Here is a 26,869-nt window from a genome sequence, read left to right as displayed (position 1 = left end):
GATTGTGGATTTTTATGATATATAAGGCTAAGTACCGATTGATCGGAATGATGCCATTTATGAAGTCTAACAATCGGCGGAGTATTTATAAGAGCGGTAGAAGGTAAAACTTTGCCGTTAGTATTAAAATTAATTATAGGATCTATACCGTATATGCTATACCAAGGTTTTAACGGTGAGCTATTTGAATATTTACGGTGGAACCAAGATAAAGAAGGTGTTGTTTCTTCATATTCTATTACTTTAACCGATTGTGGATTTTTATGATATATAAGGCTAAGTACCGATTGATCGGAATGATGCCATTTATATTCATCGTAATTAGGATGGATATTATAATCTTTGCCTGAAAGAATTCTAATATCTTCACAACTTTTTAGCCATTTTTCAATGAAAGAACGAGAAAGCTTGGTATTACGCACAATAATAACGGCACTCCAAATGTGATCGTCATTTCTGCATTCGTCTGTAAGGCAATCCATTAAAGCAAAAGTTTCGCCTTTAACAAAACTACCGTTTTTACGATTGCGATCATGTACCAGTAATATATCATTATCGCCTAAAAGATTTGTTAAATTACTGATATGCTTTTTAATAACAAATGCTGAATCTAAATATACTATAATAGCTCCTTCTGGTGCATTTCTCATTGTTTCAAGTATAATATAAGGCTTCCATAGCCATAACCCCGCTCCTGCAGGTTCATTAAAAATTTCTTGGTTTTGTTCTATAAACGCTTGATTTATGTGCTTTTTCTTATAGTTAAATATGAAGTCTATACCTTTATTAATTGCATAATGAGTGGTTGCATTTTGATTACGGTAAACATACTCCGGACCGTCGGCATAAGAAACTAAATAAATTGGTTCTTTTATGGAATTCTGAATAGATAAATCTACTTTTTGTAACGATAAGTCATTAATAAAACCTTGACGTGCATATTCTAAAATAATCAGTATGAAATAAATTAGAGCTAATGTAATAACTGTTTTGTATAATATTTTAAATAACATATAATTTTTGCATTATTTGAAGCATTTTGTCATTCCCACGTAGATTAGTAAAGCGTCATTGCGAGGAAATACGAAGTATGGACGAAGCAATCTCAGGAGTTTGTTATTATTTCATGAGATTGCCACGCAGCCTACGGCTGCTCGCAATGACGAAATCGATAATTATTAGACAACGCCAATTATAGCATTTTAATATATTAAAAGATAGTGTTGTAATTTAATTATAAATTTAGTATAATTTGCTGTTTATTTAAGGTTGGTATGATTAATTTAGGGGATAAGCAGTCTACTATAGTTGTCGCAATGTCAGGCGGGGTTGATAGTTCGGCGGTTGCCGCAATGCTGCATGAACAAGAACATAATGTTATAGGTATTACCTTGCAGCTATATGATCACGGTATGGCAGTAGGGAAGAAAAATGCCTGTTGTGCCGGTCAGGATATTTACGATGCTAAAATGGTAGCAAATAAGCTAGGTATTCCCCATTACGTACTTGATTATGAGAGCAAATTTAAAGAGTCGGTAATAGATAATTTCGTCGATAGCTATTTACAAGGTGAAACACCGCTTCCATGTGTGCAATGTAATAAATCGGTAAAGTTCAGGGATCTAATTAAAACAGCTAGAGAGCTTGGAGCAGATAAGCTTGCTACCGGTCATTACGTACGAAAAATAAACGGTGATAACGGAGCGGAATTACATACAGGGCTTGACCCAGCAAAAGATCAAAGTTATTTTTTATTTACGACAACTAAAGAGCAATTAGAATATTTACGTTTCCCTCTAGGAGGGCTTACTAAGGATGAAACACGAAAGCTTGCTAGTAAATTTGGGCTTGAGGTAGCGGATAAGCCCGACAGCCAAGATATTTGTTTCGTACCTGACGGAAATTATAAGAGCGTAATAAATAAAATACGTCCAAATAGCAGTGAAAGCGGTAAAATTATTCACGTAAACGGGTTTGAGCTAGGAGAGCATAGCGGTATAATTAACTACACCATAGGGCAACGTCGTGGTCTTGGTATAGCTTATAATGAGCCTTTATATGTAGTAAAGATTGATCCTAAGGACAATATAGTATATGTAGGACCGGAGTCCGCATTAAACGTGCAGGAATTTATCATTAGAGATGTGAATTGGCTTGCAGATGAGATTAAAGATAACGAAAAGTTAGAAGTAGCAGTTAAAATTCGCTCGACAAGACCGCCGCGTCTAGCCGAAATAAGTAAACTCGGTGATGATAAAATGAAAGTAAAATTTTTATGCGAAGAAAAAGCCGTTGCCCCTGGGCAAGCATGCGTTATTTATGCCGGCGAAAGAGTACTTGGCGGTGGATGGATTACTAGAGAGATAAGGTAATTGCGTCATTGCGAGGAGCGAAGCGACGTGGCAATCTAGTTAGACCTCCTGGGATTGCCATGCTCCTTTTAGTCGCTTGCAATGACACAATTCACAAAAAAATAAGCTCACTAAAAACAGGAGAAACTAATGAGTTTTTTAAGGAAGAAAAGTTTTGAATCAGTAAAAGAGATAGGCAGCTCAAGCGGTCTTAGCAAGACGCTTGGAGCATTCGATTTAATATTACTGGGTCTTGGTGCGATGATCGGCACGGGCGTATTCGTCGTTACCGGTATAATTGCTGCTAAATATTCAGGACCTGCAGTAATGTTATCTTATGCGATTGCAGGTATTACCTGTATCTTTGTAGCGCTTGTTTATACTGAACTTGCTGCAATGCTTCCGACATCAGGAAGTATTTACACTTATTCCTATGTAGCATTTGGCGAAGTATTTGCTTGGATGATCGGTAGTGTTATAATATTAGAACTTGGTGTTGCTGCAGGAATAGTAGCTGCAGGCTGGTCGGGCTACGTACAAGGAATACTAGCAGCAGGTGGAATCAATTTACCGAAAGAATTAACTACTGTACCGACAAACGGTGGTATAATAAATTTACCGGCATTTTTAATCTCGGGATTTATTGGATTTATTTTATATTTAGGTACTAAAGATAGTAAGAGACTAAATGCAATTTTAGTTTTCATAAAAATGGCTGCAATATTCGTATTTATACTCGCTGCTGCCCCTCATTTTGACGCTACTAACTGGAGTAATTTTATGCCTTTCGGTTTTAGTAATGTTTTAGTAGGTGCGTCTATTTTATTCTTAGCTTTTACGGGTTTTGGAACGATTGCAACCGCAGCTGAGGAGTGTAAAAACCCAAAACGCGATATAATGATCGGTATTATTGGCTCACTTGTTCTAACTACTATAGTTTATGTAACGATGTCAGGGCTTGTTACCGGTATTGCACCTTTTGATCAGTTAAATAACGATCAACCGCTTGCTTATGCTTTAACTATCAATAATAGCAGGATCGGCTCTGCTATTGTTGCAACCGGAGCAGTTTGCGGTATGATGACGGTGTTGATGATGAATATTTACGGTACTTCTCGTATTTTTTATGCTATTGCACGTGACGGTTTACTACCGAAAAGTTTTGCAAAGCTGCACCCAAAATATGATAGTCCGTATATTACGATTATAATATTTGCTTCTTTAGCCGCTATCCTTGGAGGATTTTGTTCTACGGAATTATTAACGCAATTAACTTCAATGGGAGCTCTTATTGATTATATAACCGTTACAATAATAGTGGTATTATTTAGGGTAACGCTACCTGATGCTCAAAGACCTTTTAGATGTCCTTTAGTATTTATTATCGTACCGTTTATTTTAATTGCTTGTGCATATTTACTATTTATTCAAATATATGACGGTGAATTTAATCTATTAACCGCAGGTCGTGCATTAATATATTGGTTTATTACAATATTTGTTTTATATATTATAAGATCGTTTTTTATGCAAAAAGAGCAGAATTAAGAGGGGGCTATCCGTCATTGCGAGCGAACGTAGAGAGCGTGGCAATCTCATGAAGTAGTACAAAATTCCTGAGATTGCCACGTCGAGGCTTTGTCTCTCCTCGCAATGACGAGTTAGTAGTATCCACGCAACAAAACAAAATTAACCAAATGACTGAAAAGCTGCAACCACTCCGAGGAATGAAAGATCTCTTGCCGGATGATTATAAAGTTCACGACTATATAATTAACAAAGCAAAAGATGTTGGAGTATTGTACGGCTATAAACAAATGAGTACTCCTATTTTGGAGTATACTAAAGTCTTTAACCGTTCGATGGGTGAAAGCTCTGATGTAATCAGCAAAGAAATCTATAGTTTTTTAGATAAAAGCAATGATTCCGTAGCATTACGACCTGAATTTACAGCATGTATTATAAGAAGCCTCATCTCAAACGGATTACAACATAAATTACCATTAAAGTTTTTCTCTACCGGTCCTGTTTTTCGTTATGATAGACCGCAAGCAGGGCGTCAAAGACAATTTCACCAACTAAATTATGAGTATATCGGTGCTAAAGGAGTAATTACTGATGCTGACACTTTGAAGTTAGCCGTTGATATATTAAAAGCACTCGAAATAGAGCAGGATACTACCTTAGAGCTTAACTCTCTTGGATGTAATGAATCAAGAAGCGTTTATCAGCAAAAATTAGTAGAATATCTAAATGATTTTAAAGATCAATTATCAGAAGAAAGCAAAATAAGGTTATCCAAAAATCCAATGCGGATACTTGATTCTAAAAGTGAGACCGATCAGAAAATAATAGCAAACGCACCGGTTTTATCTGAATATTACACTGATGAATCCAAAGAATATTTTGAGGAGTTAATAAAGTATCTAGATATTTTAGGCGTGAAACATAACATAAATCCACGCTTGGTTAGAGGGCTTGATTATTATTGCCATACTGCTTTTGAATTCACTACAAAAAAGCTAGGGAGCCAATCTACTATTCTAGCCGGTGGACGTTATGACGGGCTTGCTAAAATCATGGGTAATAACGATGATGTGCCGGCTATCGGTTTTGCTGCCGGTATTGAGCGAATTGCTTTAATACGGGAATATAATATATCTGAAGTTAAGCCGGTATTTGTATTACCTATAGGCAAAAGTAATATTTGCTATGCTTTAGAAATTGTAGATAAATTGCGCACAGAAAATATTGCTATTATCATAGAACCCCTAGGTAAAATAGCTAAAAGAATGCAACGCATTTTTAATGAAAATGCTAAATTTATTATTTTTATAGGTGACGAAGAGCAGGCGAATAATAACTTAAAAATTAAAGACTTAAAAAAAGAAGAAGAATATATAGTAGATTTTGCAAAAGCTCTTGAACTATTGAAGAAATAAGATTTTTTATTGTTATACTGTGAACCTTCCATGGTATCCATCAAAACTAACTTTAAGTAATAAGCATTTATGAATCTTGCCACAAGCTCGGCATTGCCCGTATGGCTCTTATGTTATGCCTGCATAGGTCTTGTTGTGTAGATACTGGAGGTCGTCATTGCAAGGAAAAACTGTAAGTTTTGATGAAGCAATCCAGTAAAAAATTCTGATTTACAGAATTTTTTTATTATTGTTTTGGACTGCCACGCAGTCTACGACTGCTCGTAATGACGGGGCGGTATCTACGCCACAACGCCTTTGCTGGAATGACATAAAACCAAGCCATGCAACAAGACCTGTAGTTGTTCACAATGGCGATTAGGTGTCTATACAATAACACCATTTAACCACGACATCTAAAAATATGATTATTATAAACGATTTAGCCACGATTATTTAAATGCTACTACAAAATTATCCTAAGTTTTAGGCATTGCTCATTAAATATAGATATCATCATTGCGAAGAGGCGTTGTTGCGTGGATACCACCACGTCATTGCGAGCAGCCATAGGCTGCATAGCAATCTCGTCAAATATCCTGAGATTGCTTCGTCAATTGCTATGCAATTTCCTCGCAATGACGATAAAAATCGAGTCATACAACAAAGCAGAATCTTAAAGTTAATCACTCCACATTATAAAACTCCAAATGATGACCGCTAATAAACTTTTTTATTTCAGCATGGTTACCATACTCATCAACATTTAATAATAATCCTTGTTCATTAAAATATAATATATTCGTAAATAATCGGTCATCACAGTCCCACTTAGCTTTAAAAGCATTTTCCTTAATAAGTTTAACTCCGTTTACTCCGTGTTTGTGATATATTATTCCTTTTTTTAAAGCAGAAACAAAAGAGGTCACTTTACTTTTATCAAAGGTATTATAGATTTTTTTAGACATTGTACCGTAACAATCTAATCCTCTATATTTGCCAAGAAATTTATCCGTACCTTTTGTTACTTCCTGATTATCAATTTTAATTTGACCTTCTTTAGGAATATTCCAAGAATTATTATTGAAGTTGGTAATCTTTTGAATGGCTAGATAAAATTCATGTTTCTTTTTTAGTTGATAATATTGATGGATTTTTTTGTATCATATTGAAGGGTTAATTGTTCTAAGTTTTCTATTGGCTTATTATCGGGGGAATAGCTTGCAATAATCCCTTCTTGTTTTTTTGACTTAATTTACTTGCATATTCTTGTACTTTTTTGGGTTATTATTTAATAAGGCGGTAACTACTCCAATTTCTAAAGTGTTTTCGTTGCAAGAAGCATTTTGCAGAGCATTTTCAACATTTTGGAAAATCTTTTCAGATTTTTCAGAAGTTAATTTAGTCTCGTTATCTGCTATTAAACCGGTATTAACGGCGTTAAGAACCTCTGCTTTTTCATTGGACGTTAGAGTATTATTTTGAGGTAACGTATAATTTGGGTCCACGTAACTCCGAAGTGTTATAATAGCCTTTTCATACAAATTTATTTGATGCTCAGGTATCTTATTTAAAAGATCAGAAGCCGTTTTAAATTGCTTACTACATAGGGCAAGTGAGAATGCTAGAAGTATGTTGTTTGGGGTATCACTAATTGCTTTTAGTTTTTCGGTTAATATTGATTGCTGGTTTTTGTTAATTTTTTTTATTGGAAATGCTGTTATAAAAAGCCATGTATTCACAGCCATCATATATTGATGAATAGAAAGGAACTAAGGTATTTTTTTAATTACATCTAACGTCTTATAAGAAATTTCATATGGATTAGTTAACATTTCTAGAATGTATTTTATATATTCTACCGGCACATATTGTATTAAGTCATTAGCTTTATCACATTTGCCTTGTATTCTATAATTAGACCATAAATGATAGGCTGCTGTTGGATGTGTGGGTAGAAGCACAAAAGCATGTTCATAACATTTAGTGGACATATCATAGCTTCCGGTTTCCTCATAAACACGCCCTGTTCTATAATACCACTGGGCTAAAACCTGATTTTCAGTATTAGTATTTAACGAAAAAATAGATTCTTCAAGTAAAGCTTTTACCTCTTCAAAATTTTTATTTTCCATTAATAAATCAGAGAATTGACCTGACAAATCTAAGCTGGATTTTATATACGGTACTAGTGCTTGGGTAATTTTAAGTTTAGATTCCGGTTCAATAAGCTTTAGCACGGGGAGCAGATATTCTGCACATTTGCTATATTGTTCAACTTCTTTTGCAAAGTAATTAAAATATAGATTTATTGCTGCAATTATACATTTAAATATCTCTTTAGCAGCTTCATTGTGTCTATTTAATATACTACATTGAAAGGCAAGACTCATTATTTGAATTTTGGTTAGCGTATCAGGTGGTATAGAAATGATTTTATCCGGCATCCATTTTATGAGTTCACCATCTAATTGATATTCAAAAAAGCCTGGTCTCTGTATTATTGCATAATTTTTCAACAATTCATGATTTGTGTAACTTTCATATGGATAATTAGGCATTAATTTATGTATTAGTGAATGTTTAATTTCTGTAGCTTTCTTGCTACTTACTGTAGATTTTTCACTATTTACAATGTCCAAATATATAATGCATTACTTCTATAACGGCACCAACAGTTAGTATAGATGAAAAGTTTTTATCCATTTCTACTACATCAAGACCGGAAAAGTTTTTTCTAAAATTTCTTATGTTACTTTCTGATAATATATTGAGGGTGTTATAAACCGTGGTAATATCAGGCTTAAAAGTAATTGAAGGCTCTGCGTTGTTCATGAATATAATTTAGTATTAGTTGGGCTTAAGAACTGCTACAATGTGATAGGAAAGGTTTAAAATTTTACATAGAATTATTATTAAAAACTTACAGTGTATGAACTTTTTATTACTGGATTCCTGCTTCTAGCTAGGAATGACATCGAGAGGCTAAATTAACTCACAAAGCAATTCTTTCTAAGTAATGTCTATTCAAACCCAAATCCAGTAAAATATTTATGAAAATATCCGGTATCATGACCTATCATTTTAACTTTATCATAATGATGAGGTGATTCAGATTCACGATATATAGTTGTGCCGTCATCCATATAGTAAATAGAATAAGATGGAAGGTCATAAGATCTAAAAAAAGTGTCTTTACGTATAACTTTAGGAGCTTTATCGGATTTTTGTATATTTTCTGATTTCAGCATATTAATTTTCTTAATAAATGATTGTTTTATTAATATATAATTTTTATATATTATCACAAGAATAATTATAATAGCTATCTACAGAACCTAGAAATTCAGATTTATCAATTGCAGTATTATATTCATAAGGATATTCTAAATATTTTTGCAATTTTAAAGTATTTTCTTGAAACAATGGGTAATTATTTGATGGTTCGTGCTTTGATAAATTGAAATATTTTCTCGCTAAGCATTTCTTATCTTGAACATTATTAAAAGCTTTGATTTTTGAATATCCGTCTTGTTGTTTTTCTTGTAAAAAATAATCTTCATAGTCCTTATAATTCTTTGGAAGATTTAATATAAATCTAACATATTGTTCTAACTGAAAGTTAGTTAACCAAGTAAATATAGAATATAAATTTGCTCTATAGTCCGAAGAAAAAATAACAGCAACTTCTGATTGCTTTACTTCTTCTCTTTTCTTTCTCAATAACGTTATTAGATAATATAAATAACTCTTTATTAAAATGTTTTTTATTTTCTTGAGCTTGAATGATCATATCAAACAGCTCAGTTTCTAATTCGTTTGAGGTAAATAATTGTTTGTATTTATTAAGCCATGGACCAAAAGCTATAGATTCAAGTTTTTTAAATATTGAATTAATTTTACGTGCAATTTTAAGTTAAATTTAAGAGCAGCATTTTATATGAACAATTGACATAAGTCAAGAGATATTAAATTAATGGTTTAAAAAATATGTGTCACCTCGTGATTTATTCACAGAATCCAGTTAAAAATACTAATATTATTAGTATTTTTAGTTGTTTTCTGGATACCGTGGTCAAGCCACGGTATGACACTGAAGTGTTTTTCAAAAGCCATACTAAATTGATTACTAAAATTTTTCACATAACCTAATGACAAAAATAAAATATGAATATATTATTTAATTTTAGAATAATTTAATAATATATATTCAATGAGTGCAGATACTAATATTAGCGACGGTTTAGAAGTCGTTACGCAAGATCATTTATCGATTTTTTCTTTAATAAGCTCCTCCGACATTATCGGTAAGTCAGTTATGCTGATGTTGCTTATTGCCTCTATTTGGTCATGGGCTATTATTTTGGATAAAATATTTAAGCTAGTGCAAGTGCAGAAAAGCATGCGGGCATTTGAAAATGTGTTTTGGTCTGGTGGAGTATTAGAGCAATTGTATGAAAGCATAAAGAGGTCGGTTAATAATCCGCTAGCTTTAATTTTTGTCTCAGCTATGGATGAGTGTAAAAGCTTAAGCACTAAAGGGCTTTCTGAAGGCTTAAAAAACAACCATAAAGAGCGTATAACGGGTGCAATGTACTTAGCTCAAAATAGGGAAGTCGAAAAGCTCGAGAAAAATTTAAGCTTCTTGGCAACTGTTGGATCAAGTGCTCCTTTCGTAGGTTTATTCGGTACCGTTTGGGGGATTATGCATAGCTTCCAATCGATTGCTACTTCAAAAAATACTTCTCTTGCCGTAGTAGCTCCCGGAATTGCCGAGGCGTTACTTGCAACTGCGATAGGCTTATTTGCAGCTATTCCGGCAGTAATTTTTTATAATTATCTGATTTCCCGTATTACTCTTATCAATAATAAGATTGAAGATTTTATTAGTGAGTTACACTCTATACTTTCTAAGGCAATTGATCAGGAGAAAATGTAATGGCTATAAAGCTTGCCGGAAGTAATAGAAAAAGTAAAAGAGCGGTAGTTAGCGAAATTAACGTTACGCCGCTTGTTGACGTGATGCTTGTGCTATTAATTATTTTCATGATTACTTCTCCAATGCTTGTTTCAGGAGTAAACGTGGATTTGCCTGAGACAAATTCAAGCCCGATTTCAGGTCAGGATGAGCCTTTGGTTGTTACCATCAATAATAAAGGCAAAATTTTCTTACTTGAAATTCCAATAGAAAGAATGCATTTAACCGACAAGCTTGCAAATATAACTAAAGAAAAAAAGGATGCTAGAATTTTTGTAAGAGGCGATAGAAATGTTTCTTATGGGCAGGTAGTAGAGATAGTTGCCGAAATTCATGCTGCTGGCTTTTCTCGTGTAGCTCTTATTTCACATATTAAAAATAATGAAAAGTAATCAAAATAAGGATAATTTTACGGTTTTCCTTAGCTTCTCTGTTGTTCTGCACTTACTTCTTTTATATTTTTTTCTATTCGGTATGCCGTCACTTTTTGAAAAATTACCGGAAGAGCAAACTATAACTTTTGAAATGTTACCTATTAGCGATAAATCAAATATTATCACTCAGACAAAGCAAAAAGAAGCCTCTATAGAAAACGAAGACGCTAAAAAATCTGAGCAGAGTAAGCCAAAAGAAGAAGAACCGCAAGCTTTGCCTAAAGAAGAAAAAGCAAAAGAGCCTGAGGCTAAAACAATGGAAGAAAAGACTAAAATAGAAGAGAAAAAACCTATAGAAGAACCAAAGTCTGAAGAAGCAAAAGAAGCGTTACCTGAGAAGAAAGAAGAAGTAAAGGAAGAAAAACCTAAAGAAGAAGAAAAAAAACAAGCAGAAGAAAAGAAGAAGCCCGAAGAAAAGAAAGAGGAAACGAAACCGGCTGAGAAACCTAAAGAGGTGAAGAAAAAAGAGCCTAAAACCGATGAGCTTGATTCTTTGCTGAAGAATTTAGAGCAATCTTCGGAAGGGGATAATGTAAAATCCAATAAGCATCAAAGGTCAAAAAGAGCTGATAATGCAAAAGAAGCTAAAGGGGTTTATACGGATGGGCTGCCTCTTTCTGATAGTGAAACATCTTTGATAAAAAGACAGATTGAAAGACATTGGAGTAATATACCGGCAGGAGTTAGAGGTAATAATAAGGTAAAAGTCATTATTAGTATTACGCTAGATAAAGCAGGTAATGTTGAGCAGGCAAAGGTTAATGAAAAAATCTGTCCTAATATTCCAGCTAGTGTTTGTGAAGCTTTGGCGGATAATGCAATTAGAGCGGTATGGCAAGCAAGCCCTATCGAAAACCTTGACTCTGCACGCTTTAACCATTGGAAAGAGATTAATTTTAGCTTTGATCCAAGTAAATTGTAGGTTGGGCATTGCCTGCGTGGATACCACCCCGTCATTATGAGCAGTCGTAGACTGCGTGGCAATCTCATGAAATAATAACAAACTCCTGAGATTGCTTCGTCAATTGCTATGCAATTTCCTCGCAATGACTATTTTCGAGCCACGTAGGCAAGCCTTTCGCAGGAATGACATTAAGAACCATGCAATAATTAAAAAATATTATTCATCATGTTCGTGGTGATCACCGATTAATTCAAGCCCCATATCTTTTTGCTCATTATTGAAACAACAGTAGCAGCAATAACCAAACAAGAATGATAAGGTTGCTTCCATTAAAAATAGGGGCAAAGCAGCATTACTAGAGCTTGCTAACTCATATTCTGAAGGTAATAAATCGTAGGGATGTCTTTGTTCATAAAACCTAGTTATTATGTTTACTATTTGTAAATAAAAAAACTCTATAACTTTGTCTATTAAAATTACATTTATTTCACAAAGTTTTAAGAGCAGGATAAGTAAATAATAATACATGGCATAAATTTAGACCGAAATGAACTATCATAGAGCATAATATTTTGCCTGTTTTATAATATGCATAACCATAGAAAAAACCGCATATAGTGCTTAAAGCTATATATATTAGTCTGCCTTGAAAAGGTTGGTGATCCCAAATATTAAAGATGCTATAATAACAGCTAAAATCTGCTGTTTTGGTAAAAGATTTTGTAATGTTCTTTGTAAAAATCCTCGAAAGAATACTTCCTCAGCCATACAGACGAAAAAGAAATATTGTTGTAATGAGAAAAAATGTAGGTGATAGTTAAGGATGACATATAAACCTTTGTAAAAAACTATTTTTAATATATAATTATTTTTTAGCATTAAAAATAGAAAAATTATTAAATATAGAGATTTAATAAATAATAATTGGATTTTAAAAAGAAAATATAAAAGATAATCATAAAAAAAACCAATAAAATAATATATATAGAATGGAACGATTTTATGAAAAATATAGAATATTGGGAAAAAAATTTTGAAAGCTGTAAATATTCAGGTCAATTAATCGAAAGGCTGTTATTTTTAAATACCCAAGTAAAACAACCTATCGATATTAGAGAAGTTAAAAAAGGTATTTATTATGCTCGTAAATATCATGGTGAGCAAATGCGTCAATCAGGGGACCCTTATTATTCTCATCCAATCGCAGTAACAATTATGGTAGCGGAATTTTTAGCAAAAGAAGTGCCTAAACTCTTTACTTTTAGAATGCTACAAGCTGCATTACTTCATGACACTATTGAAGATACTAAACTTACTGAAGAAATGATTAGCAATATTTTTGATGAAGAAGTAGCAAGGCATGTAGCAGGTCTAACTAGAATTAAACCTTGGGGCAGAATAAGTAGCGAGAAAAGTCTTATTTTATTAATTAAACAAAAAAGATACGATACTGCTCTTATAAAACTTTTTGATAGAATACATAATTTACAAACTTTGGAAGCAAAATCGCCTGAAAAAGCTCATAAAATAATTAAAGAGACATTAAAAAGCTTTTTAGTGTTAAGTGAAATACTTGAAATACCTTCAGTTTCAGAGCTTATATATGCTGAATGTTATAAAAATAATTTAAAATTTAGTATGAATTCTACTTTTAATAAAATTATAAATTTTGATTCATTTCCATTTTCTCAAAATAAGTTACTCCCATAAAAAAAGTTATACCTACCGGAATGAAAATTAAAAATAATCCCCAATATCCTAGATAATTGGTAATATAAACTAAACCAAATGACGTTATAATATAAGTAAATAATTTTGCTATTGCACTTAGCATACTAGTGTATGTAAATCTCTTAAGAACCGGAAAATATTTATAAAATATAGGAGCTGCCGGTACGTGATCAAATACGAATAATGCAGCTAAACATTGAAAAATAAAAATATATAAAGGAGTAGGGTTATAATTTAACATTATAGGAAAAAAAATGAGAGAGGTAAAAAATAGATATAATTTTACCTTTAGGATTTTTAAAGGATGGATTTTATAGCTAATAAATGCAAGACCGATAATACCGAGTAAATCTATTATAGATACCCAAAAATTTTGATTTATAATTTGATTTGGAGTAAATCCGCATTCTCTTTTTAATATATCACCGCAATATATATATACGAAATAAAAACACGGTGGTCTAGCACACTGGATAAAGAAATACCAAATAGAAGTGGTGTTTGGAACTTTTTGATCTAGAATATCTTTGTCAATTTCTTCAAGCATAATATTATTTTCTTGAAGTCTTAGTTTTAATTTGTTTCTTTTATTTGAAAATGCATCTGCTTCTTTTAAACTAGTCCTTGCAATAGTACCTACAAAAGCGATAGTTGCACCAACGAAAAAGGCTATACGCCAACTTGATTCATGGTGATAAATATTTTGATTAGTAAAAATTGATGCAATACCTAGTGCTACCGTAGTGCCTACGGCAGAAAATACGGTTATAATTGTTACTAATGGATATTGTATAGGAGGAGATGAATTTTCGGTTAAGTACAGCTCTGCACCTCGTGCTTCTGCAGTTGCTGACATACCTTGAATTATACGACATATAGTAAGAATCCAAGAGGCTGTTATACCTATCTGTGCATATGTTGGCATGCTGCCTATAATCACACAAGTAATAGCCATTAATAGGGTAGTTAAAACAACTACAATCTTACGTCCAAAATGATCGCCTATATACCCAAATATTAATGCTCCTATAGGTCTTAGCAAATAGGTAGAACAGAAAGAAAAGGCAGTAAGCAACGAAAAAGTGAAAGGATCATATTCCGGAAAAAATAAATTATTTAAAAGCATCGCCATATGCACATAAAGCATAAGGTCAAAATACTCTAGAAATGTACCTATAGAAAGTAATCCGACTGCTTGTTTTTGTTCTGTATTTAAACGTCTTTGTTCTTTGTCGTAGCCTAACATAACTTTATATATTAATTAGATTACAAAATAAGCTATACTGCTTTTGATTCAAAGTCAATAAAGGATTAAGAATTTTTAATAAATATTGTTACAAAATATTTAGGTTCCGTAAAGTTATCTAACTTAAAATTTTCAAATTATCTATTTTTCTCTGAAAGCTTTAAATGCCGTATCAGTAACGGGATCAAGTAAATATCTAAGTAGTGTTCTAGTACCTGTTACGATTTGTACCTCAGCTTGCATACCAGGGTGTAATTCAAGATTTTTAACTTTAGCAACTTTGTTAAATTCATCCATATCGATTTCAACTCTTGCAACATAATAATTATCTTGCTGTTGTCCCGGGTGCTGTCTTTCATCTTGTACGATATCGGGAGATATGCTTACTACTTTACCGGTAAATATTGGAGTTGTTCTTGATTTAAATGCACTGAAACGTATTTTTGCAACTAATCCCTCATGTACTGAGTCAATGTTTTTTTGAGATACCTTTGCTTCTATTATTAATGGGTCATTAGTTGGCGAAATTTCCATAATAGGTTGTCCGTGACTTATAACACCGCCTATTGTATGATATTTTAAATTATTAACTATACCGTCAACAGGTGATCTGATTATCACACGATTAAGCGAATCCGTCAGGGCATTATATTTTTCTTTAAGAGATGCGGTTTGTACTTGAGCTTCACGAAGCTCTGTTAAAGTCCGTTCAGTGTATTTATTTTGTTGATTTATAATTTTAATTTGAGTTTCGGTAATAGCATGGCGTATTCCTGCTATTTCAGCTTCAGTTGTTGCAACATCGCTTTTTGAAGCGGCAACTTTTGCCTCTTGGTCTAATAAGGCTGCTTTTTGTACAAAGCCTTTTTCTTTTAACGTTCTTAAAGCTTTTAAACGGTCTTGATAAACTTCAGCAGTTTTGGAGGTGGCAACTTTTTTTGCTTCTAAACCTTCAATTTTTTTCTCAAGTTGAGCAATATTTTGATGTAATGCATCTTTCTCTGAGTTATATACTTCTTTTCTAGATCTAAATAAATTTTCCTGCGTATGAATTATTTTAGCTACTTCCGGTAAATTGATATCCTGCATTAGAAAATCAGAGAATTCGATTTGTTCTAAATTATCACGTTCGGCAATTAAACGATTTTCAGTTGCTAAAAAATTACGGTATTGACCAAGAATATTTTCATGTTCGCTTTTTATTTTAGTTTCTTCAAGCTCTATTAATTTATCGCCTTCTTTGACTTTATCACCTTGCTTCACATAAATAGCATTGATTATTCCGCCTTCATGATGTTGAATCGTTTTTTTATTTGTGCTTGGCATTACGATACCGACAGCTACAGCACCACTATCAAGCGGAGCAAGAGCCGACCATAATCCGCCTATTAATACTAAAAAGATCACAACATAAATACCGAAAAGTATAGGTGATCTTGCAGCTTGGGCTACGTTATTACGATCTTTATCAGTTTTCTTGGTAATAAAATTAACAAACCTATCAAGTTTTACTAATAAGAATTCTATAGCATGAGAGGTTTTCTTTAATGTAGTATTTATTAAAGCTTTACGTTTAGAACTTTGACCTTTAAGGTTTAGCGCATCTTCTCTTAAGGACAATAATTGTTTTAATTGTTCCGGAATAATTTGAGGTTTATTGTGTTTTAAGTCCTGCATAATATTTAATCATTATTATATTTAGTCAGCATTGTTTGTATTTTGCGTCATTGCGAGGACATGACGTAGTAATTGACGAAGCAATCTCGATAGAATTCATGAGATTGCCACGCTTACTAACGTTCGTTCGCAATGATGATTTGGAAGCCACGCAGCAATGCCAATCAAGTCACGATATGACACTTTAGTTATTAATATGAATTGTACCGCTTTTTAAAGTTTTAAAGTGTTTTTGAATCTCTTCTTCCGTTCCGTAAACTGCAACGGCTCCATCCTGTAATATTAGAATTTTATCAACAACGGATAATACGGATGGCCTATGTGAAATTACAAGAACTGCTATTCCTTTAAGTTTTGCTTGTTTTAAGGCACTTGCAAGGGCAATTTCACCTGCCTCATCTAAATTAGCATTAGGCTCATCTAAAATGATGAGTTTTGGATTACCGTAAAAAGTTCTAGCAAGCCCGATACGCTGTCTTTGACCACCTGATAGATTAGAGCCTGTAGGACCGATATCAGAATCATAACCGTCAGGGAATCTTAATATCATTTCATGAGCTCCGGCTATTTTAGCTGCTTCAATAACTTTTTGTGGATCGGCATCTTCTTCCATTCTAGCTATATTTTGTTTAATACTACCGCTAAAAAGTTCTATTCCTTGAGGAAGATAGCCGACATGTCTACCGAAATCTTCTCTATTCCAACGATAAATTTCAGCACTATCTAAACGTACGGAACCTGATAATTCTTTCCATACCCCGACTATGATTTTAGCTAAAGTTGATTTTCCTGTAGCCGAAGGACCGATAATTGCTAAAACTTCGCCCGGTTGTACTGCAAAACTAACACCTTTTAAGATATATTTCGGTACGGGAGGTTGCGGTAAATGTTTCGGTATAGGGTGAGCATAATAAATATTTTCAACAGTAAGATGACCATCAACGTTCGGAATTGGCATCGTTTCGTCTCTAGAAGAATAAGTGTTAAATAAATTATTAATGTTTTTGTATGATTTAATAGCACTGCTCATACTTTTCCATAAATCAATAGCATTATCGAAAGGAGCAAGAGCTCTACCGACTATGATAGAACTCATAATCATATTACCGGGAGTCATATCTGCACTGTGAGATTTTACAACAATGTAAGCACCGACTCCGGTAACAGCCATTTGCATTATATTACGGATAAACCTTGAAAAGTTAGAAATAACACCGTTACGATAGCTAGCAACCGATTGCTTATCAAGTGCTAATATGTTAAATTTATGCCAATTTTTTGTAACATTCTTCATCATTCCCATTGCTTCAATTGCTTCTGCATTTCTGTTTGCAATATCGGCTTGTGTCATACCTTTTATCGAAAATTCGGTAGCTTCACCGAGTGTTTTATTAGTAGCTGCAGCGTTAAAGAAAGCGGTTGAAACTATTATAATTGCACCAAAAACGGTAATAAGACCGATATATGGATGAATTGAAAAAATAACCGCAATATAGATAAGGCTCCAAGGGGCATCGAATAAAGTATTAATTCCTGTACTTGTTAGGAATGTTTTGACGGCTTGAAAATCACGTAATAATTGGCTAGAACCCATATTTGCTCGTGTTGCAGCTGCAGAAATTGAAGAAGCAAAAATGACGGGAGCTACTGTTCTATCAAGCCATTCTCCTACCTTTATAAGTGTAAAAGAACGAGCAATTTGTAATAATCCGTAAACAAAATAAATATATGCGATTATTATTGATAAAAATAATAATGTTTGTAGATTACCGCTTCCAAGGACTCTATCAAGAACTTGTAGTGAGTAAAGAGGAGTAATTAACATTAGTAAGTTGATTACAAAAGCAAACCAAAAGACTATCCAAAAAGCTGTTCTACATTCGCCTAATGCTATTACTAGCGGGTTTTTTTTATTTAGATTATTATTTTTATTATCCATATTAGTTATATTATAAATAATTATTAATTAATTCTTCAGCAATTTGAACACTGTTTAAAGCTGCTCCTTTACGTAAGTTATCACATGTGATCCATAGATTTATTGTATTGTCTCTACTTACGTCATTTCTAATTCGGGAGACATATACGGCATCTTCGCCTACCACTTCAACGGGTGAGATATATGCAAGGTAATTATTATTAGAAATTGTAACAATTCCATCGGCATCTTGTAATATTTCTTCGACTTCTTTGGCATCAATTTTGTCGTTAAATTCTATGTTAACCGATATAGAATGACCGATAAATACCGGTACTCTAACAGAAGTAACGCTAGTTTTAAAGTGATTACCTATAATTTTGTTTAGTTCAGAAGCAATTTTTGCTTCTTCACTTGTATAGCCATCTTTATTTAAATCACCTATATGAGGAAAAAGATTAAATGCAATCTGTTTTGGAAATTTCTTAGGATCATTCTCTCCAAAAACATATTTAGATTTTGTTTGGTCGTAGAGTTCATCCATTCCTGCTTTACCTGCTCCTGATACTGATTGATAAGTAGATATCACTACTCTTTTAATCTTTATTTCATTATCTAGCGGTTTTAATGCTACTGCAAGCGGAATGACGATACAGTTAGGGTTAGCTATGATATTTTTAGTATTAAACTCTTTAAGTGTTGATAAATTAACCTCAGGTACAATTAACGGCACTTGATTATCAACTCTAAAAAGTGAGGATTTGTCGATAACTACACAATTACTAGCAGTAGCTTTTGGTATAAATTCTTTTGAAACTTCTGAACCTGCACAAAAAAAAGCAATATCGATATCGTCAAAATGTAAACTTTTTAAACTATTAATTTGTAGTATTTTTTCTCCAAAGCTTGCTTCCCGTCCTAGAGAGCTATCTGAAGCTATAGCATAAACTTTATTAATGGGGAAATTACGCTCAGCTAGAATATTTAGAGTTTCACGCCCTACATTTCCTGTAGCTCCGATTACTGCAATATTGTATTTTTTAGTCATTATTTATTAATCCGATGAGTTTTTCACCTCCGATAATATGGAAATGGAAATGAAAAATAGTTTGTCCTGATTTCTCACCTTTATTAGTTATTAAACGATAACCATCTTTATCTAAACCCGCTTCATTTGCTATATCAGAAAGTTTAGCAAAAAAATGTTTTATTTCGTCTATAGAAGCTTTAGAGATGAAATCGGCATAATCTATATATTCGTTTTTAGGTATAACGATAATATGTACAGGTGCTACGGGTGCCATATCTTTGAATGCTAAAATTTGTTCGTCTTCACAAATTATTTCTGCCGGGAGATTTTTACCTATGATTTTTGCAAAAACATTTTCTTTGTTATACATCATTTTATTCCTGTTAAAAGCTTTATTGCATGGCTTGATTTCCCGTCATTGCGAGTAAAAAATGTAAGTTTTGACTAAGCAATCCAGTAAGAAATGCTAAAATTAGCATTTCTTTAATTTTTTTCTGGATTGCCGTGCAGTCTACGACTGCTCGCAATGACGATTTAATATTTATGAAACCACGTTTCTGTTAAACAAGCATACTACGTTTTAGAAATTTTAATTCAGCTTCAATTCTAGAGTTGGCAATTATTATATCTTCTAGTCGGTAATTATTGCTTTTTAAATAATTTTCTCTAATATCTGAAGCAAAAAAGCCGAAGCCTAATATTAAGACTATCTTAAATATAAACTTTAACTCTTCGATATTAATCGCCGTAACGATTGTATTCGCTATTACGGCAACAGCAACAACTAACCACATTTTATGGTACAATGCCCAAAATATACTTAAAAGAGCCGCTATCCATGAAAAGCCTTCTTCAATAACAATAAAATTATTATTTTTTTGTGTGGAATTAATGTATATTGCGTATATATTCATTATTTAAGTTTAAGCCTTGAAAATTCAAGGGACAATAATTAATTAAATTGGATTAGTCAAGTATACTCGTTTAATTTGGAAAATTGGCTACGTCGTTTTGGTAAGTCCTCGGATGCTCACATATTAATATACGCTCCGCTCCTCGGCTTACAGACTCCTTGCTCTTTTCCAAATTAAACTTCGTCTATTCGTCTTATTCGTCTACTTAACAGTAATTCTAATAGTACTTAATTAACAACTTAATATCAATAAATTTTATATTATGTCAGATAATTTAGCCTTACATGGCACAACAATACTTTGTTTAAAAAAGAACGAAGAAATAATTATAGCAGCAGATGGGCAAGTCTCGCATGGTAATACCGTACTAAAATCTACAGCACGAAAACTTCGGACTATAGCAAATAATAAAATTATTGCCGGTTTTGCGGGTTCTACAGCTGACGGTCTTGCGTTATTTGAAAAACTTGCAGTAAAGATAGAGCAACATAAGCATAATTTACTTAGAAGTGCAGTTGAACTTGCAAAAGATTGGCGTAGCGATAAATATTTGAGACGTTTGGAAGCAATGATGATTGTTGCTGATCGTAGTCATATATTAATTTTAACCGGTAACGGTGATGTCGTAGAGCCTGAAAATAATGTTGCAGCAATAGGTTCAGGCGGTTTATTTGCACTATCTGCCGCTCGCGCTCTAATGTCTTACGAGAATAATTTAACTGCTGAAGAAATTGCTTTAAAATCTATGAATATAGCTGCAGATTTGTGTGTATTTTCTAATCATAATATTATAATGGAAAAAGTTGTATGAAAGCTACTAAAACTACTTATAAAAAAGACCCTATGGGGCTTACCCCTTCTCAAATAGTGAATGAACTTAATAGATTTATCGTAGGTCAAGAAAAGGCCAAAAAAGCCGTTGCTATTGCACTTAGAAATCGTTGTCGTCGTAAAAGAGTAGAAGGTAATTTACGTAATGAAATAGTACCGAAAAATATTTTAATGATTGGTTCAACTGGTGTCGGGAAAACGGAAATAGCAAGACGCCTTGCAAAGCTGACTAATTCTCCTTTCTATAAAATTGAAGCAACTAAATTTACCGAAGTCGGATATGTAGGGCGTGATGTAGAATCAATAATTCGTGATTTAGTCGAAATAGCCGTTAATACTGAAAAAACTTTAGCAAAAACGAAAGTAGATATTCATGCCCGTGAAAAAGCGATAGAGAGAATATTAGATAGTTTAGTAGGTAAAACTTCTAGTAGTGAGACTAGAGAAAAGTTCAAAGAAAAAATTTTAAACGGCGAACTTGATGATACGGAAATTGAAATTAGCGTAGCTGATATTACACCTGTCGGCGGTGGAAGTTTTGAAATACCGGGTGTGCCGGGAGCATCTATGGGCGTTCTTAATCTTGGCGATATGATTGGACGAGCCCTTGGCAGCAGTAAGACTAAAACAAAAAAAATGCTAGTTAAAGATGCTATGGCTATTATTATACCTGAAGAATCAGAAAAATTAATAGACCAAGAAAAAATTATTCAGCAAGCTATAAATTTAGCTGAAAATGACGGTATAGTTTTTATTGACGAAATTGATAAAATAGCTTCAACTGGTAGTTCCGGAGCAAAAAATACCGAAATAAGTAGAGAGGGAGTGCAAAGAGATTTGCTACCTTTGATAGAGGGCACGACGGTTAATACTAAATATGGACCGGTTAAAACCGATCATATATTATTTATTGCTTCCGGTGCTTTCCATCTTGCTAAACCTTCTGATTTATTACCGGAGTTACAAGGAAGGTTACCGATTAGAGTAGAGTTAAATTCGCTTACCAAAGATGATATGATTAAAATATTGCTTGAGCCTGAAACTAGTTTAATAAAACAATATTCGGCGTTAATAGGTACTGAAGACGTGCGTCTTGAATTTGCTGCTTCTGCTATTGAGAAGATAGCGGATTATGCGATCACCGTTAATTTAGAGGTCGAAGATATAGGGGCTAGAAGGCTGCATACTATACTTGAGAATTTGCTTGAGGATATAAGCTTTGAAGCTAGCGAAATGAAAGGCAAAAAAATAACTATCGATGATAAATTCGTAGAAAATCAATTATCAAAAATAATAACTAATCTTGACTTAGCTAAGTTTGTTCTATAGTATGTTTTTTCGATCAATGGTTGAGATAAGATTGTTATTTTTCATCATTACAAGGAAATTACGTCAGTAATTGACGAAGTAATCTCAGGAGTTTGTTATTATTTCATGAGATTGCCACGCAGCCTATGTCTGCTCGCAATGATGATTTAGTAGTATCCATGCAATAACATCTACAACCTAGCAAAATAGCATTTTAAGAAAAATTTCATGATAATGCATATAGCAAGTCTAACGTGTTAAAGCAGCGTTATCTTCTATAGGGCTTGCACTACCTACTAAAAAGATTTTAATAAATTTAGCTCCGGCAGATTTAGTAAAAGAAGGAAGCCACTTCAATCTTGCGATTGCTTGTGCGATACTTACCGCAATGAATATTTTACCTAAACTTGAAATTGCGGAATATTTGATAATAGGAGAGCTATCATTAGACGGTTCAATCTTACCGATAAGTGGTGCTTTGCCTGCAGCGATTGGGGCTTCTGTTAGAGGTAAAGTTCTTATTTGTTCAAGTAAAAACAGCTCGGAAGTTGTTTGGTCGGGTAATGATAATATACTTGTTGCAGGTAATTTAATTGAACTAGTAAATCATTTTAAAGGTTCACAAGTTTTAACTCCTCCGGAAGCTAAGCTACAAGATGAGCCGATAAATTATCCCGATTTTAAAGATATAAAAGGTCAAAAAATTGCTAAACGAGCTTCAGAAATTGCAGCATCAGGTGGCATAATCTGTTAATGTTCGGTCCTCCCGGGACTGGTAAATCAAGACTTGCTGCCTGTCTTCCCAGTATACTACCTAAAATGTCTACAAAAGAAATTTTAGAATGTAGTACGATTACAAGTATTGCAGGAAAATTTTTAGACGGTAAACTTACCAAAGCAAGGCCGTGCAGAACTCCACATTATTCATGCTCACTGGCCACTATGGTCGGTGGCGGTGTCGGAAAAAAAGTAAAGCCTGGGGAAATTACGCTAGCTCATAACGGAGTATTATTTTTAGATGAACTACCTGAATTTCCACAGCATGTTATTGATGCATGAAGACAGCCTATTGAAAACGGTGAAATACTAATCTCACGATCAAATGCTCATATAAAATATCCGGCAAATTTCCAGTTAATAGCAGCTATGAATCCTTGTAAATGCGGTTATTGAGGCGATTCTTATAAAGAATGTATGAAAGCTCCAAAATGTGCTAGCGACTATCAAATGAAAGTATCGGGACCTATTATGGATAGATTTGCATATAGAAGTATCTAGTATTAATGTTTATAATTATGACTTGATTGTAGATAACTCTGAGGAAGAATCTGAATATATAGCTGCAAGAGTCGAGAAAGTGCGTTTAATTCAAGAAAAGAGATATGAGGGCTATAATATTAAAACAAATAACAGATTAGATGGGCAGTTGTTAATAGATTATGCTATGCCTGCGGATGAAGGTAAAGATTTACTGAATGAAGCGGCAAATAAATTTTGTTTATCAATGCGTGCTTATAACCGAATACTTAGAGTAGCATGCACGATTGCCGATCTTAAGAATGTTGATAAGGTCTTGAAAGTGCATATTGCGGAAGCTTTGAGTTACCGTAAAATGGAATTTAATAATATGTATACGAAGATCAACTTCAAAAATGCTACGTCGTCCTACAAGAGCTTCGGTACTCACGTATTAAGTATACACTGCGTTCCTCGCCTTGTGGACTCCTTGCTCTTTTTGAAGTTGATCTTCGTATACTGTCTTCATTTTTTGCAATATATTTAAGATGATTTAAGGATAAAAGATATGAGTACTATAATAAGTTTTGATTACGCTATTAAATATTTATTAAAAGATAAAGGGGATTATGAAATAGTCGAGGGATTTATTTCGGCTATTCTTAAAGATGCTGGTTATAGTTCTGTTAAAATAAAAGCCCTACTAGAAAGTGGCAGTAATAAAGAAAATGATAGCTTAAAATCTAGCGTAGCAGATGTCATTGTGGAAGATGAAGAAGGGCATAAATATATAGTAGAAATAGATAAATCCTATACAAATCTTTTTATGCATAAAGCTTGTTTTAATTCTAGTAGATTAATAGTTGATAGTCTTTCTAAGAGCGAGGATTATTCTACTATAAAAAAATAGTTCATATTAATTTAATGTATTTCCCTTTTGATAATATGAAAGCACCTTTATATCACGGTAAGACTATTTTTAGAGAAGTTGATAAAAAACACCCTATGAAATTTTCTTTGGGAGATATGAGAGGTAAAATATTTGATTTATATAATGTATTTCCAGAATATGTTGTAATATCAGTACCATTATTTAATGCTGTTATAAGAGATGAATTGTATGAATGGCTATATGTAGTAAAACATTCTGACGTTAAGAAAGATTTTAAATCACCATATATGAAGAAAGTAGCAAAACGTCTTGATATACTTAAGATGACTCCTAAAGAGCAAATAATTTATCGTGCCTATATGAATAAAAGCTATAAAGAGCGTGATTATATAGTTTCTGCTGAAGAAAAAGGTAGAGAACAAGGTATGGGCAAAAGGAATAGAGGAGGGGAGGAAAAAAGGTAAACAAGAAGGTGAAGTTACAAAAAATATAAAAATAGCAAAAAAGATGTTAATGAAAAAAACTCGATAGAAGAAATACATGAGATTACTGAAGTATCTGTAAAAGAAATAGAGCGATTACAAACAGAAATTGAGAACCTTAAAAAATAACTATCTTTAATGACAAAAATTTACTTTATAGCTGGTGAGGTGTCAGGAGACTTTGTAGGTGGTCGTATAATTCAGCATTTAAAAAACAATACAGGAGTACAACTCAATTCACCTGTATCAAGCTTTGTGAATGATGCTGTACAGTTTGTTGGTGTTGGCGGCAAATATATGGAGGAAGCCGGTAGCTTTAAAAGCTTATTTCCTATTACTTCCATAAATTTAATGGGTTTTGTAGAAATTTTGCCTCATATTTTTAAGCTTAAAAAATTAATTGATAAAACTGTGGAGGATATAATAAATAGTAAAGCTGATTTATTAATTACCATAGATTCACCAGGGTTTACTTATAGTGTGGCAAAGCGAGTAAGGAAACTTTTACCAAAGCTGAAAATGATTCATATCGTTGCACCGTCAGTTTGGGCATATAAAGAGGGTAGGGCAGTAAAATACGCTAAAATTTATGATTGTTTATTTGCTTTACTACCGTTTGAACCTCCATATTTTACTAAAGTCGGTCTTGATTGTAGATATATAGGTCATCCGATTATGGAGCAAGAGTTTTATAGTGATAAAATAGCTTTACGTGAAGAGTTTAAAATAGATGAGAATGAGAGAGTTTTGTGTGTTACTCTTGGTAGTAGAAAGGGTGAGATTCTAAGGCATTTATCGGTTTTTATTTCTTCTATTGAAGAAATATTCAAGAGTTGTAATAATCTTAAAGTTATATTTACTCTTGCAAATCCTGCTCATGAGGCAATAATAAAACCATTTCTAGAAGATGTTAAGTTTAATTATTTATTTTCAAGTGAGAGACTTAAAACTTATGCTGTTGCGGATGTAGCTTTAGCAAAATCCGGTACTAATACTTTAGAGATAGCAGCTTCCGGTACTCCTATGATTGTGGCTTATAAAGTTAATCTTATAAGCTTTTTTATTATCAGGCTATTGATAAAAATAAAATATGTCACGTTGATAAATATTATAGCCGATAAAGAAATAATTCCGGAATTTATCCAATTTAATTGCCAAGCTAATCTTATTAGTAATAAGCTTCAAGAGTTATTATTTAATTCTAAGAAAGCGTATGAGCAGGTAATAGAAAGCCAAAAAATTTTGCAGCAATTAGGATTTAAATCAAACCGATTACAGCTAAATTCAGCAAGTTTTAGACACGATGAATTTAAAGGCAAGCTAGCTAGGCGTACAAAAAAAGTACGTGAACACAGGCTTAGCTTGGAAAATTCACTTGTATCAAGTGATCAAGATGACGCTGTACCTTCTTATATAGCTGCAGAAATTATTAAACAGGAGTTCTTAGAACCTAAAATAAAGTTGTTAAAAGAGAAAGATTAGTACTTGAAACCGTTGGTCCACAACATTTTCTGAATTATAATAAACATTAATATTAATATAATAACAAAATATATTTCCATGTTTTTTCTTATAGTATTAATTTGTTTCATTAAAATTTTTAAATCATTGGAAATTTTTTTGTATTCCTCATTGTTATCAGAACGCATTGTTGTCAAGAAACCGGATAAGTTTCCTAACTTACTTTGTAAAGCTTTTAACCTTTCAGTATGTTCTTCGTGTTTTAGATCGGTATTGTGATCTTGTATCATAATATATAATGCCCATTATAAAATCAGTATTAACGCTGGTATAGTAATATGAACTATGAATAAAGATTTATATTTTTTGTTTGTAATAAAAATTCTAACTTTTCATTTTACAGGAGTATACTATTGTTATAGTAAATTGGTTTGCGTTATTAATTTGTTGCTCATTAGTCATCTAATTTTAATTACCAAATATTAAAACTATTGATTGATTTAGCAAAGACTATATAATTTAAATTTAGCAAAGAGTTAATTTTACTATATGTTA

The 26,869-nt window shown here is 32.9% G+C and carries 30 protein-coding genes and 5 pseudogenes; 17 read left to right on the top strand and 18 right to left on the bottom strand.

Features of this window, described 5'->3' with window-relative positions:
* Window positions 1–1,013: hypothetical protein (locus O6R16_RS03890; RefSeq protein ID WP_499680079.1), on the bottom strand; the 1,013-nt coding region annotated here is incomplete at its 3' end.
* 261 nt (window positions 1,014–1,274) lie between these two features.
* Between O6R16_RS03890 and mnmA the strand changes: the two genes are divergently transcribed.
* From mnmA to O6R16_RS03865, 5 genes and pseudogenes are all read left to right on the top strand, one after another.
* A complete protein-coding gene (gene mnmA / locus O6R16_RS03885; RefSeq protein ID WP_499680078.1) occupies window positions 1,275–2,372 on the top strand; it encodes a tRNA 2-thiouridine(34) synthase MnmA in 1,098 nt (365 codons plus the stop codon).
* 129 nt (window positions 2,373–2,501) lie between these two features.
* The gene (locus O6R16_RS03880) at window positions 2,502–3,899 is read left to right on the top strand and encodes an amino acid permease (protein WP_499680077.1); all 1,398 of its coding nucleotides are present in this window, start codon (window positions 2,502–2,504) and stop codon (window positions 3,897–3,899) included.
* A gap of 149 nt (window positions 3,900–4,048) precedes the next feature.
* Window positions 4,049–5,293: a histidine--tRNA ligase gene (gene hisS, locus O6R16_RS03875; protein WP_499680094.1), complete on the top strand. Its 1,245-nt coding sequence runs from the start codon at window positions 4,049–4,051 to the stop codon at window positions 5,291–5,293.
* A 229-nt stretch (window positions 5,294–5,522) separates the two neighbouring features.
* Window positions 5,523–5,654 (top strand): hypothetical protein, encoded by a 132-nt coding sequence (locus O6R16_RS03870; protein WP_499680076.1) that lies wholly within the window; start codon window positions 5,523–5,525, stop codon window positions 5,652–5,654.
* Window positions 5,655–5,782: 128 nt separating this feature from the next.
* Window positions 5,783–5,928, top strand: a pseudogene (locus O6R16_RS03865) (polysaccharide polymerase); the annotation flags it as partial.
* 159 nt (window positions 5,929–6,087) lie between these two features.
* Here the strand turns inward: O6R16_RS03865 and O6R16_RS03860 are convergent.
* The 6 genes and pseudogenes from O6R16_RS03860 to O6R16_RS03835 all read right to left on the bottom strand — a co-directional run.
* Window positions 6,088–6,527, bottom strand: a pseudogene (locus O6R16_RS03860) (hypothetical protein); the annotation flags it as partial.
* A pseudogene (locus tag O6R16_RS03855) lies at window positions 6,523–7,006 on the bottom strand (hypothetical protein). The pseudogenes O6R16_RS03860 and O6R16_RS03855, both read right to left, overlap by 5 nt.
* A gap of 38 nt (window positions 7,007–7,044) precedes the next feature.
* Window positions 7,045–7,914 carry a tetratricopeptide repeat protein gene (locus O6R16_RS03850; RefSeq protein ID WP_499680075.1) on the bottom strand — a complete coding sequence of 290 codons (870 nt, stop codon included), beginning with the start codon at window positions 7,912–7,914 and terminating at the stop codon, window positions 7,045–7,047.
* Window positions 7,898–8,107, bottom strand: coding sequence for a hypothetical protein (locus O6R16_RS03845; RefSeq protein ID WP_499680074.1), 210 nt, complete (start codon window positions 8,105–8,107; stop codon window positions 7,898–7,900). The genes O6R16_RS03850 and O6R16_RS03845 overlap by 17 nt, the downstream gene beginning before the upstream one ends.
* Before the next feature lie 188 nt (window positions 8,108–8,295).
* A complete protein-coding gene (locus O6R16_RS03840) occupies window positions 8,296–8,580 on the bottom strand; it encodes a hypothetical protein (RefSeq protein WP_499680073.1) in 285 nt (94 codons plus the stop codon).
* Window positions 8,567–8,995, bottom strand: a complete 429-nt coding sequence (locus tag O6R16_RS03835; RefSeq protein WP_499680072.1) for a hypothetical protein — start codon at window positions 8,993–8,995, stop codon at window positions 8,567–8,569. The genes O6R16_RS03840 and O6R16_RS03835 overlap by 14 nt, the downstream gene beginning before the upstream one ends.
* Before the next feature lie 490 nt (window positions 8,996–9,485).
* On the opposite strand from O6R16_RS03835, the gene tolQ reads away from it, so the two are divergent.
* Genes tolQ through tolA form a run of 3 tightly spaced genes read left to right on the top strand, consistent with a single transcriptional unit; the run spans window position 9,486 to window position 11,606 of the window.
* Complete coding sequence (gene tolQ / locus O6R16_RS03830) at window positions 9,486–10,211, top strand: protein TolQ (protein ID WP_499680071.1); 726 nt, start codon at window positions 9,486–9,488, stop codon at window positions 10,209–10,211.
* Entirely contained in the window at window positions 10,211–10,642 is a 432-nt protein-coding gene (gene tolR, locus O6R16_RS03825; protein ID WP_499680070.1) for a protein TolR, read from the top strand. Before tolQ ends, tolR begins: the two co-directional genes overlap by 1 nt.
* Complete coding sequence (gene tolA / locus O6R16_RS03820) at window positions 10,632–11,606, top strand: cell envelope integrity protein TolA (protein WP_499680069.1); 975 nt, start codon at window positions 10,632–10,634, stop codon at window positions 11,604–11,606. The genes tolR and tolA overlap by 11 nt, the downstream gene beginning before the upstream one ends.
* Window positions 11,607–11,804: 198 nt before the next feature.
* On the opposite strand, the gene O6R16_RS03815 is transcribed toward tolA, so the two are convergent.
* Genes O6R16_RS03815 through O6R16_RS03805 form a run of 3 tightly spaced genes read right to left on the bottom strand, consistent with a single transcriptional unit; the run spans window position 11,805 to window position 12,356 of the window.
* Window positions 11,805–12,116, bottom strand: a complete 312-nt coding sequence (locus O6R16_RS03815; RefSeq protein ID WP_499680068.1) for a hypothetical protein — start codon at window positions 12,114–12,116, stop codon at window positions 11,805–11,807.
* Window positions 12,076–12,204, bottom strand: coding sequence for a CPBP family intramembrane glutamic endopeptidase (locus O6R16_RS03810; RefSeq protein WP_232218715.1), 129 nt, complete (start codon window positions 12,202–12,204; stop codon window positions 12,076–12,078). Before O6R16_RS03810 ends, O6R16_RS03815 begins: the two co-directional genes overlap by 41 nt.
* A gap of 20 nt (window positions 12,205–12,224) precedes the next feature.
* Window positions 12,225–12,356, bottom strand: a complete 132-nt coding sequence (locus O6R16_RS03805) for a CPBP family glutamic-type intramembrane protease (protein ID WP_499680067.1) — start codon at window positions 12,354–12,356, stop codon at window positions 12,225–12,227.
* Between the two features lie 234 nt (window positions 12,357–12,590).
* Here O6R16_RS03805 and O6R16_RS03800 point away from each other — a divergent pair, with 234 nt between their 5' ends.
* Window positions 12,591–13,298, top strand: coding sequence for an HD domain-containing protein (locus tag O6R16_RS03800; protein ID WP_499680066.1), 708 nt, complete (start codon window positions 12,591–12,593; stop codon window positions 13,296–13,298).
* Here the strand turns inward: O6R16_RS03800 and O6R16_RS03795 are convergent.
* From O6R16_RS03795 to O6R16_RS03765, 7 genes are all read right to left on the bottom strand, one after another.
* Window positions 13,249–14,565, bottom strand: a complete 1,317-nt coding sequence (locus O6R16_RS03795) for an MFS transporter (RefSeq protein WP_499680065.1) — start codon at window positions 14,563–14,565, stop codon at window positions 13,249–13,251. The genes O6R16_RS03800 and O6R16_RS03795 overlap by 50 nt on opposite strands.
* 141 nt (window positions 14,566–14,706) lie before the next feature.
* Window positions 14,707–16,242, bottom strand: a complete 1,536-nt coding sequence (locus O6R16_RS03790) for an HlyD family type I secretion periplasmic adaptor subunit (protein WP_499680064.1) — start codon at window positions 16,240–16,242, stop codon at window positions 14,707–14,709.
* A 184-nt stretch (window positions 16,243–16,426) separates the two neighbouring features.
* Window positions 16,427–18,181, bottom strand: a complete 1,755-nt coding sequence (locus O6R16_RS03785; RefSeq protein ID WP_499680063.1) for a type I secretion system permease/ATPase — start codon at window positions 18,179–18,181, stop codon at window positions 16,427–16,429.
* Window positions 18,182–18,191: 10 nt separating this feature from the next.
* Window positions 18,192–19,208: an aspartate-semialdehyde dehydrogenase gene (asd, locus tag O6R16_RS03780; RefSeq protein WP_499680062.1), complete on the bottom strand. Its 1,017-nt coding sequence runs from the start codon at window positions 19,206–19,208 to the stop codon at window positions 18,192–18,194.
* On the bottom strand, window positions 19,201–19,560 hold the full coding sequence (locus tag O6R16_RS03775) for an HIT domain-containing protein (RefSeq protein ID WP_499680093.1): 360 nt from the start codon (window positions 19,558–19,560) through the stop codon (window positions 19,201–19,203). The genes asd and O6R16_RS03775 overlap by 8 nt, the downstream gene beginning before the upstream one ends.
* 190 nt (window positions 19,561–19,750) lie before the next feature.
* Complete coding sequence (locus tag O6R16_RS03770; protein WP_499680061.1) at window positions 19,751–20,104, bottom strand: DUF2628 domain-containing protein; 354 nt, start codon at window positions 20,102–20,104, stop codon at window positions 19,751–19,753.
* 70 nt (window positions 20,105–20,174) lie between these two features.
* Window positions 20,175–20,276 carry a palindromic element RPE5 domain-containing protein gene (locus O6R16_RS03765; RefSeq protein ID WP_499680060.1) on the bottom strand — a complete coding sequence of 34 codons (102 nt, stop codon included), beginning with the start codon at window positions 20,274–20,276 and terminating at the stop codon, window positions 20,175–20,177.
* Between the two features lie 90 nt (window positions 20,277–20,366).
* Between O6R16_RS03765 and hslV the strand changes: the two genes are divergently transcribed.
* From hslV to lpxB, 8 genes and pseudogenes are all read left to right on the top strand, one after another.
* Window positions 20,367–20,915 carry an ATP-dependent protease subunit HslV gene (gene hslV, locus O6R16_RS03760; protein ID WP_014408447.1) on the top strand — a complete coding sequence of 183 codons (549 nt, stop codon included), beginning with the start codon at window positions 20,367–20,369 and terminating at the stop codon, window positions 20,913–20,915.
* A complete protein-coding gene (gene hslU, locus O6R16_RS03755; protein ID WP_499680059.1) occupies window positions 20,912–22,264 on the top strand; it encodes an ATP-dependent protease ATPase subunit HslU in 1,353 nt (450 codons plus the stop codon). Before hslV ends, hslU begins: the two co-directional genes overlap by 4 nt.
* A gap of 289 nt (window positions 22,265–22,553) precedes the next feature.
* Complete coding sequence (locus tag O6R16_RS03750) at window positions 22,554–22,997, top strand: magnesium chelatase domain-containing protein (RefSeq protein WP_499680092.1); 444 nt, start codon at window positions 22,554–22,556, stop codon at window positions 22,995–22,997.
* Window positions 22,997–23,416, top strand: a pseudogene (locus O6R16_RS03745) (ATP-binding protein). Before O6R16_RS03750 ends, O6R16_RS03745 begins: the two are co-directional and overlap by 1 nt.
* Window positions 23,417–23,501: 85 nt before the next feature.
* Entirely contained in the window at window positions 23,502–24,026 is a 525-nt protein-coding gene (locus tag O6R16_RS03740) for a magnesium chelatase subunit ChlI family protein (protein WP_499680058.1), read from the top strand.
* A 21-nt stretch (window positions 24,027–24,047) separates the two neighbouring features.
* Window positions 24,048–24,389: a PD-(D/E)XK nuclease family transposase gene (locus tag O6R16_RS03735; protein ID WP_499680057.1), complete on the top strand. Its 342-nt coding sequence runs from the start codon at window positions 24,048–24,050 to the stop codon at window positions 24,387–24,389.
* Window positions 24,390–24,403: 14 nt separating this feature from the next.
* A pseudogene (locus O6R16_RS03730) lies at window positions 24,404–24,982 on the top strand (RpnC/YadD family protein).
* 9 nt (window positions 24,983–24,991) lie between these two features.
* Window positions 24,992–26,335 (top strand): lipid-A-disaccharide synthase, encoded by a 1,344-nt coding sequence (gene lpxB / locus O6R16_RS03725; protein ID WP_499680056.1) that lies wholly within the window; start codon window positions 24,992–24,994, stop codon window positions 26,333–26,335.
* On the opposite strand, the gene O6R16_RS03720 is transcribed toward lpxB, so the two are convergent.
* Complete coding sequence (locus O6R16_RS03720; RefSeq protein WP_499680055.1) at window positions 26,332–26,604, bottom strand: hypothetical protein; 273 nt, start codon at window positions 26,602–26,604, stop codon at window positions 26,332–26,334. The two genes, lpxB and O6R16_RS03720, sit on opposite strands and share 4 nt — an antisense overlap.
* Window positions 26,605–26,869: the final 265 nt, after the last annotated feature.

Source organism: Candidatus Rickettsia tasmaniensis, from assembly GCF_036857515.1.
GTDB classification, from domain to species: Bacteria; Pseudomonadota; Alphaproteobacteria; order Rickettsiales; family Rickettsiaceae; genus Rickettsia; species Rickettsia rickettsii.
The sequence above is the reverse complement of the archived record's forward strand: the minus strand, read 5'-3'. Positions and strand labels throughout refer to the sequence as shown.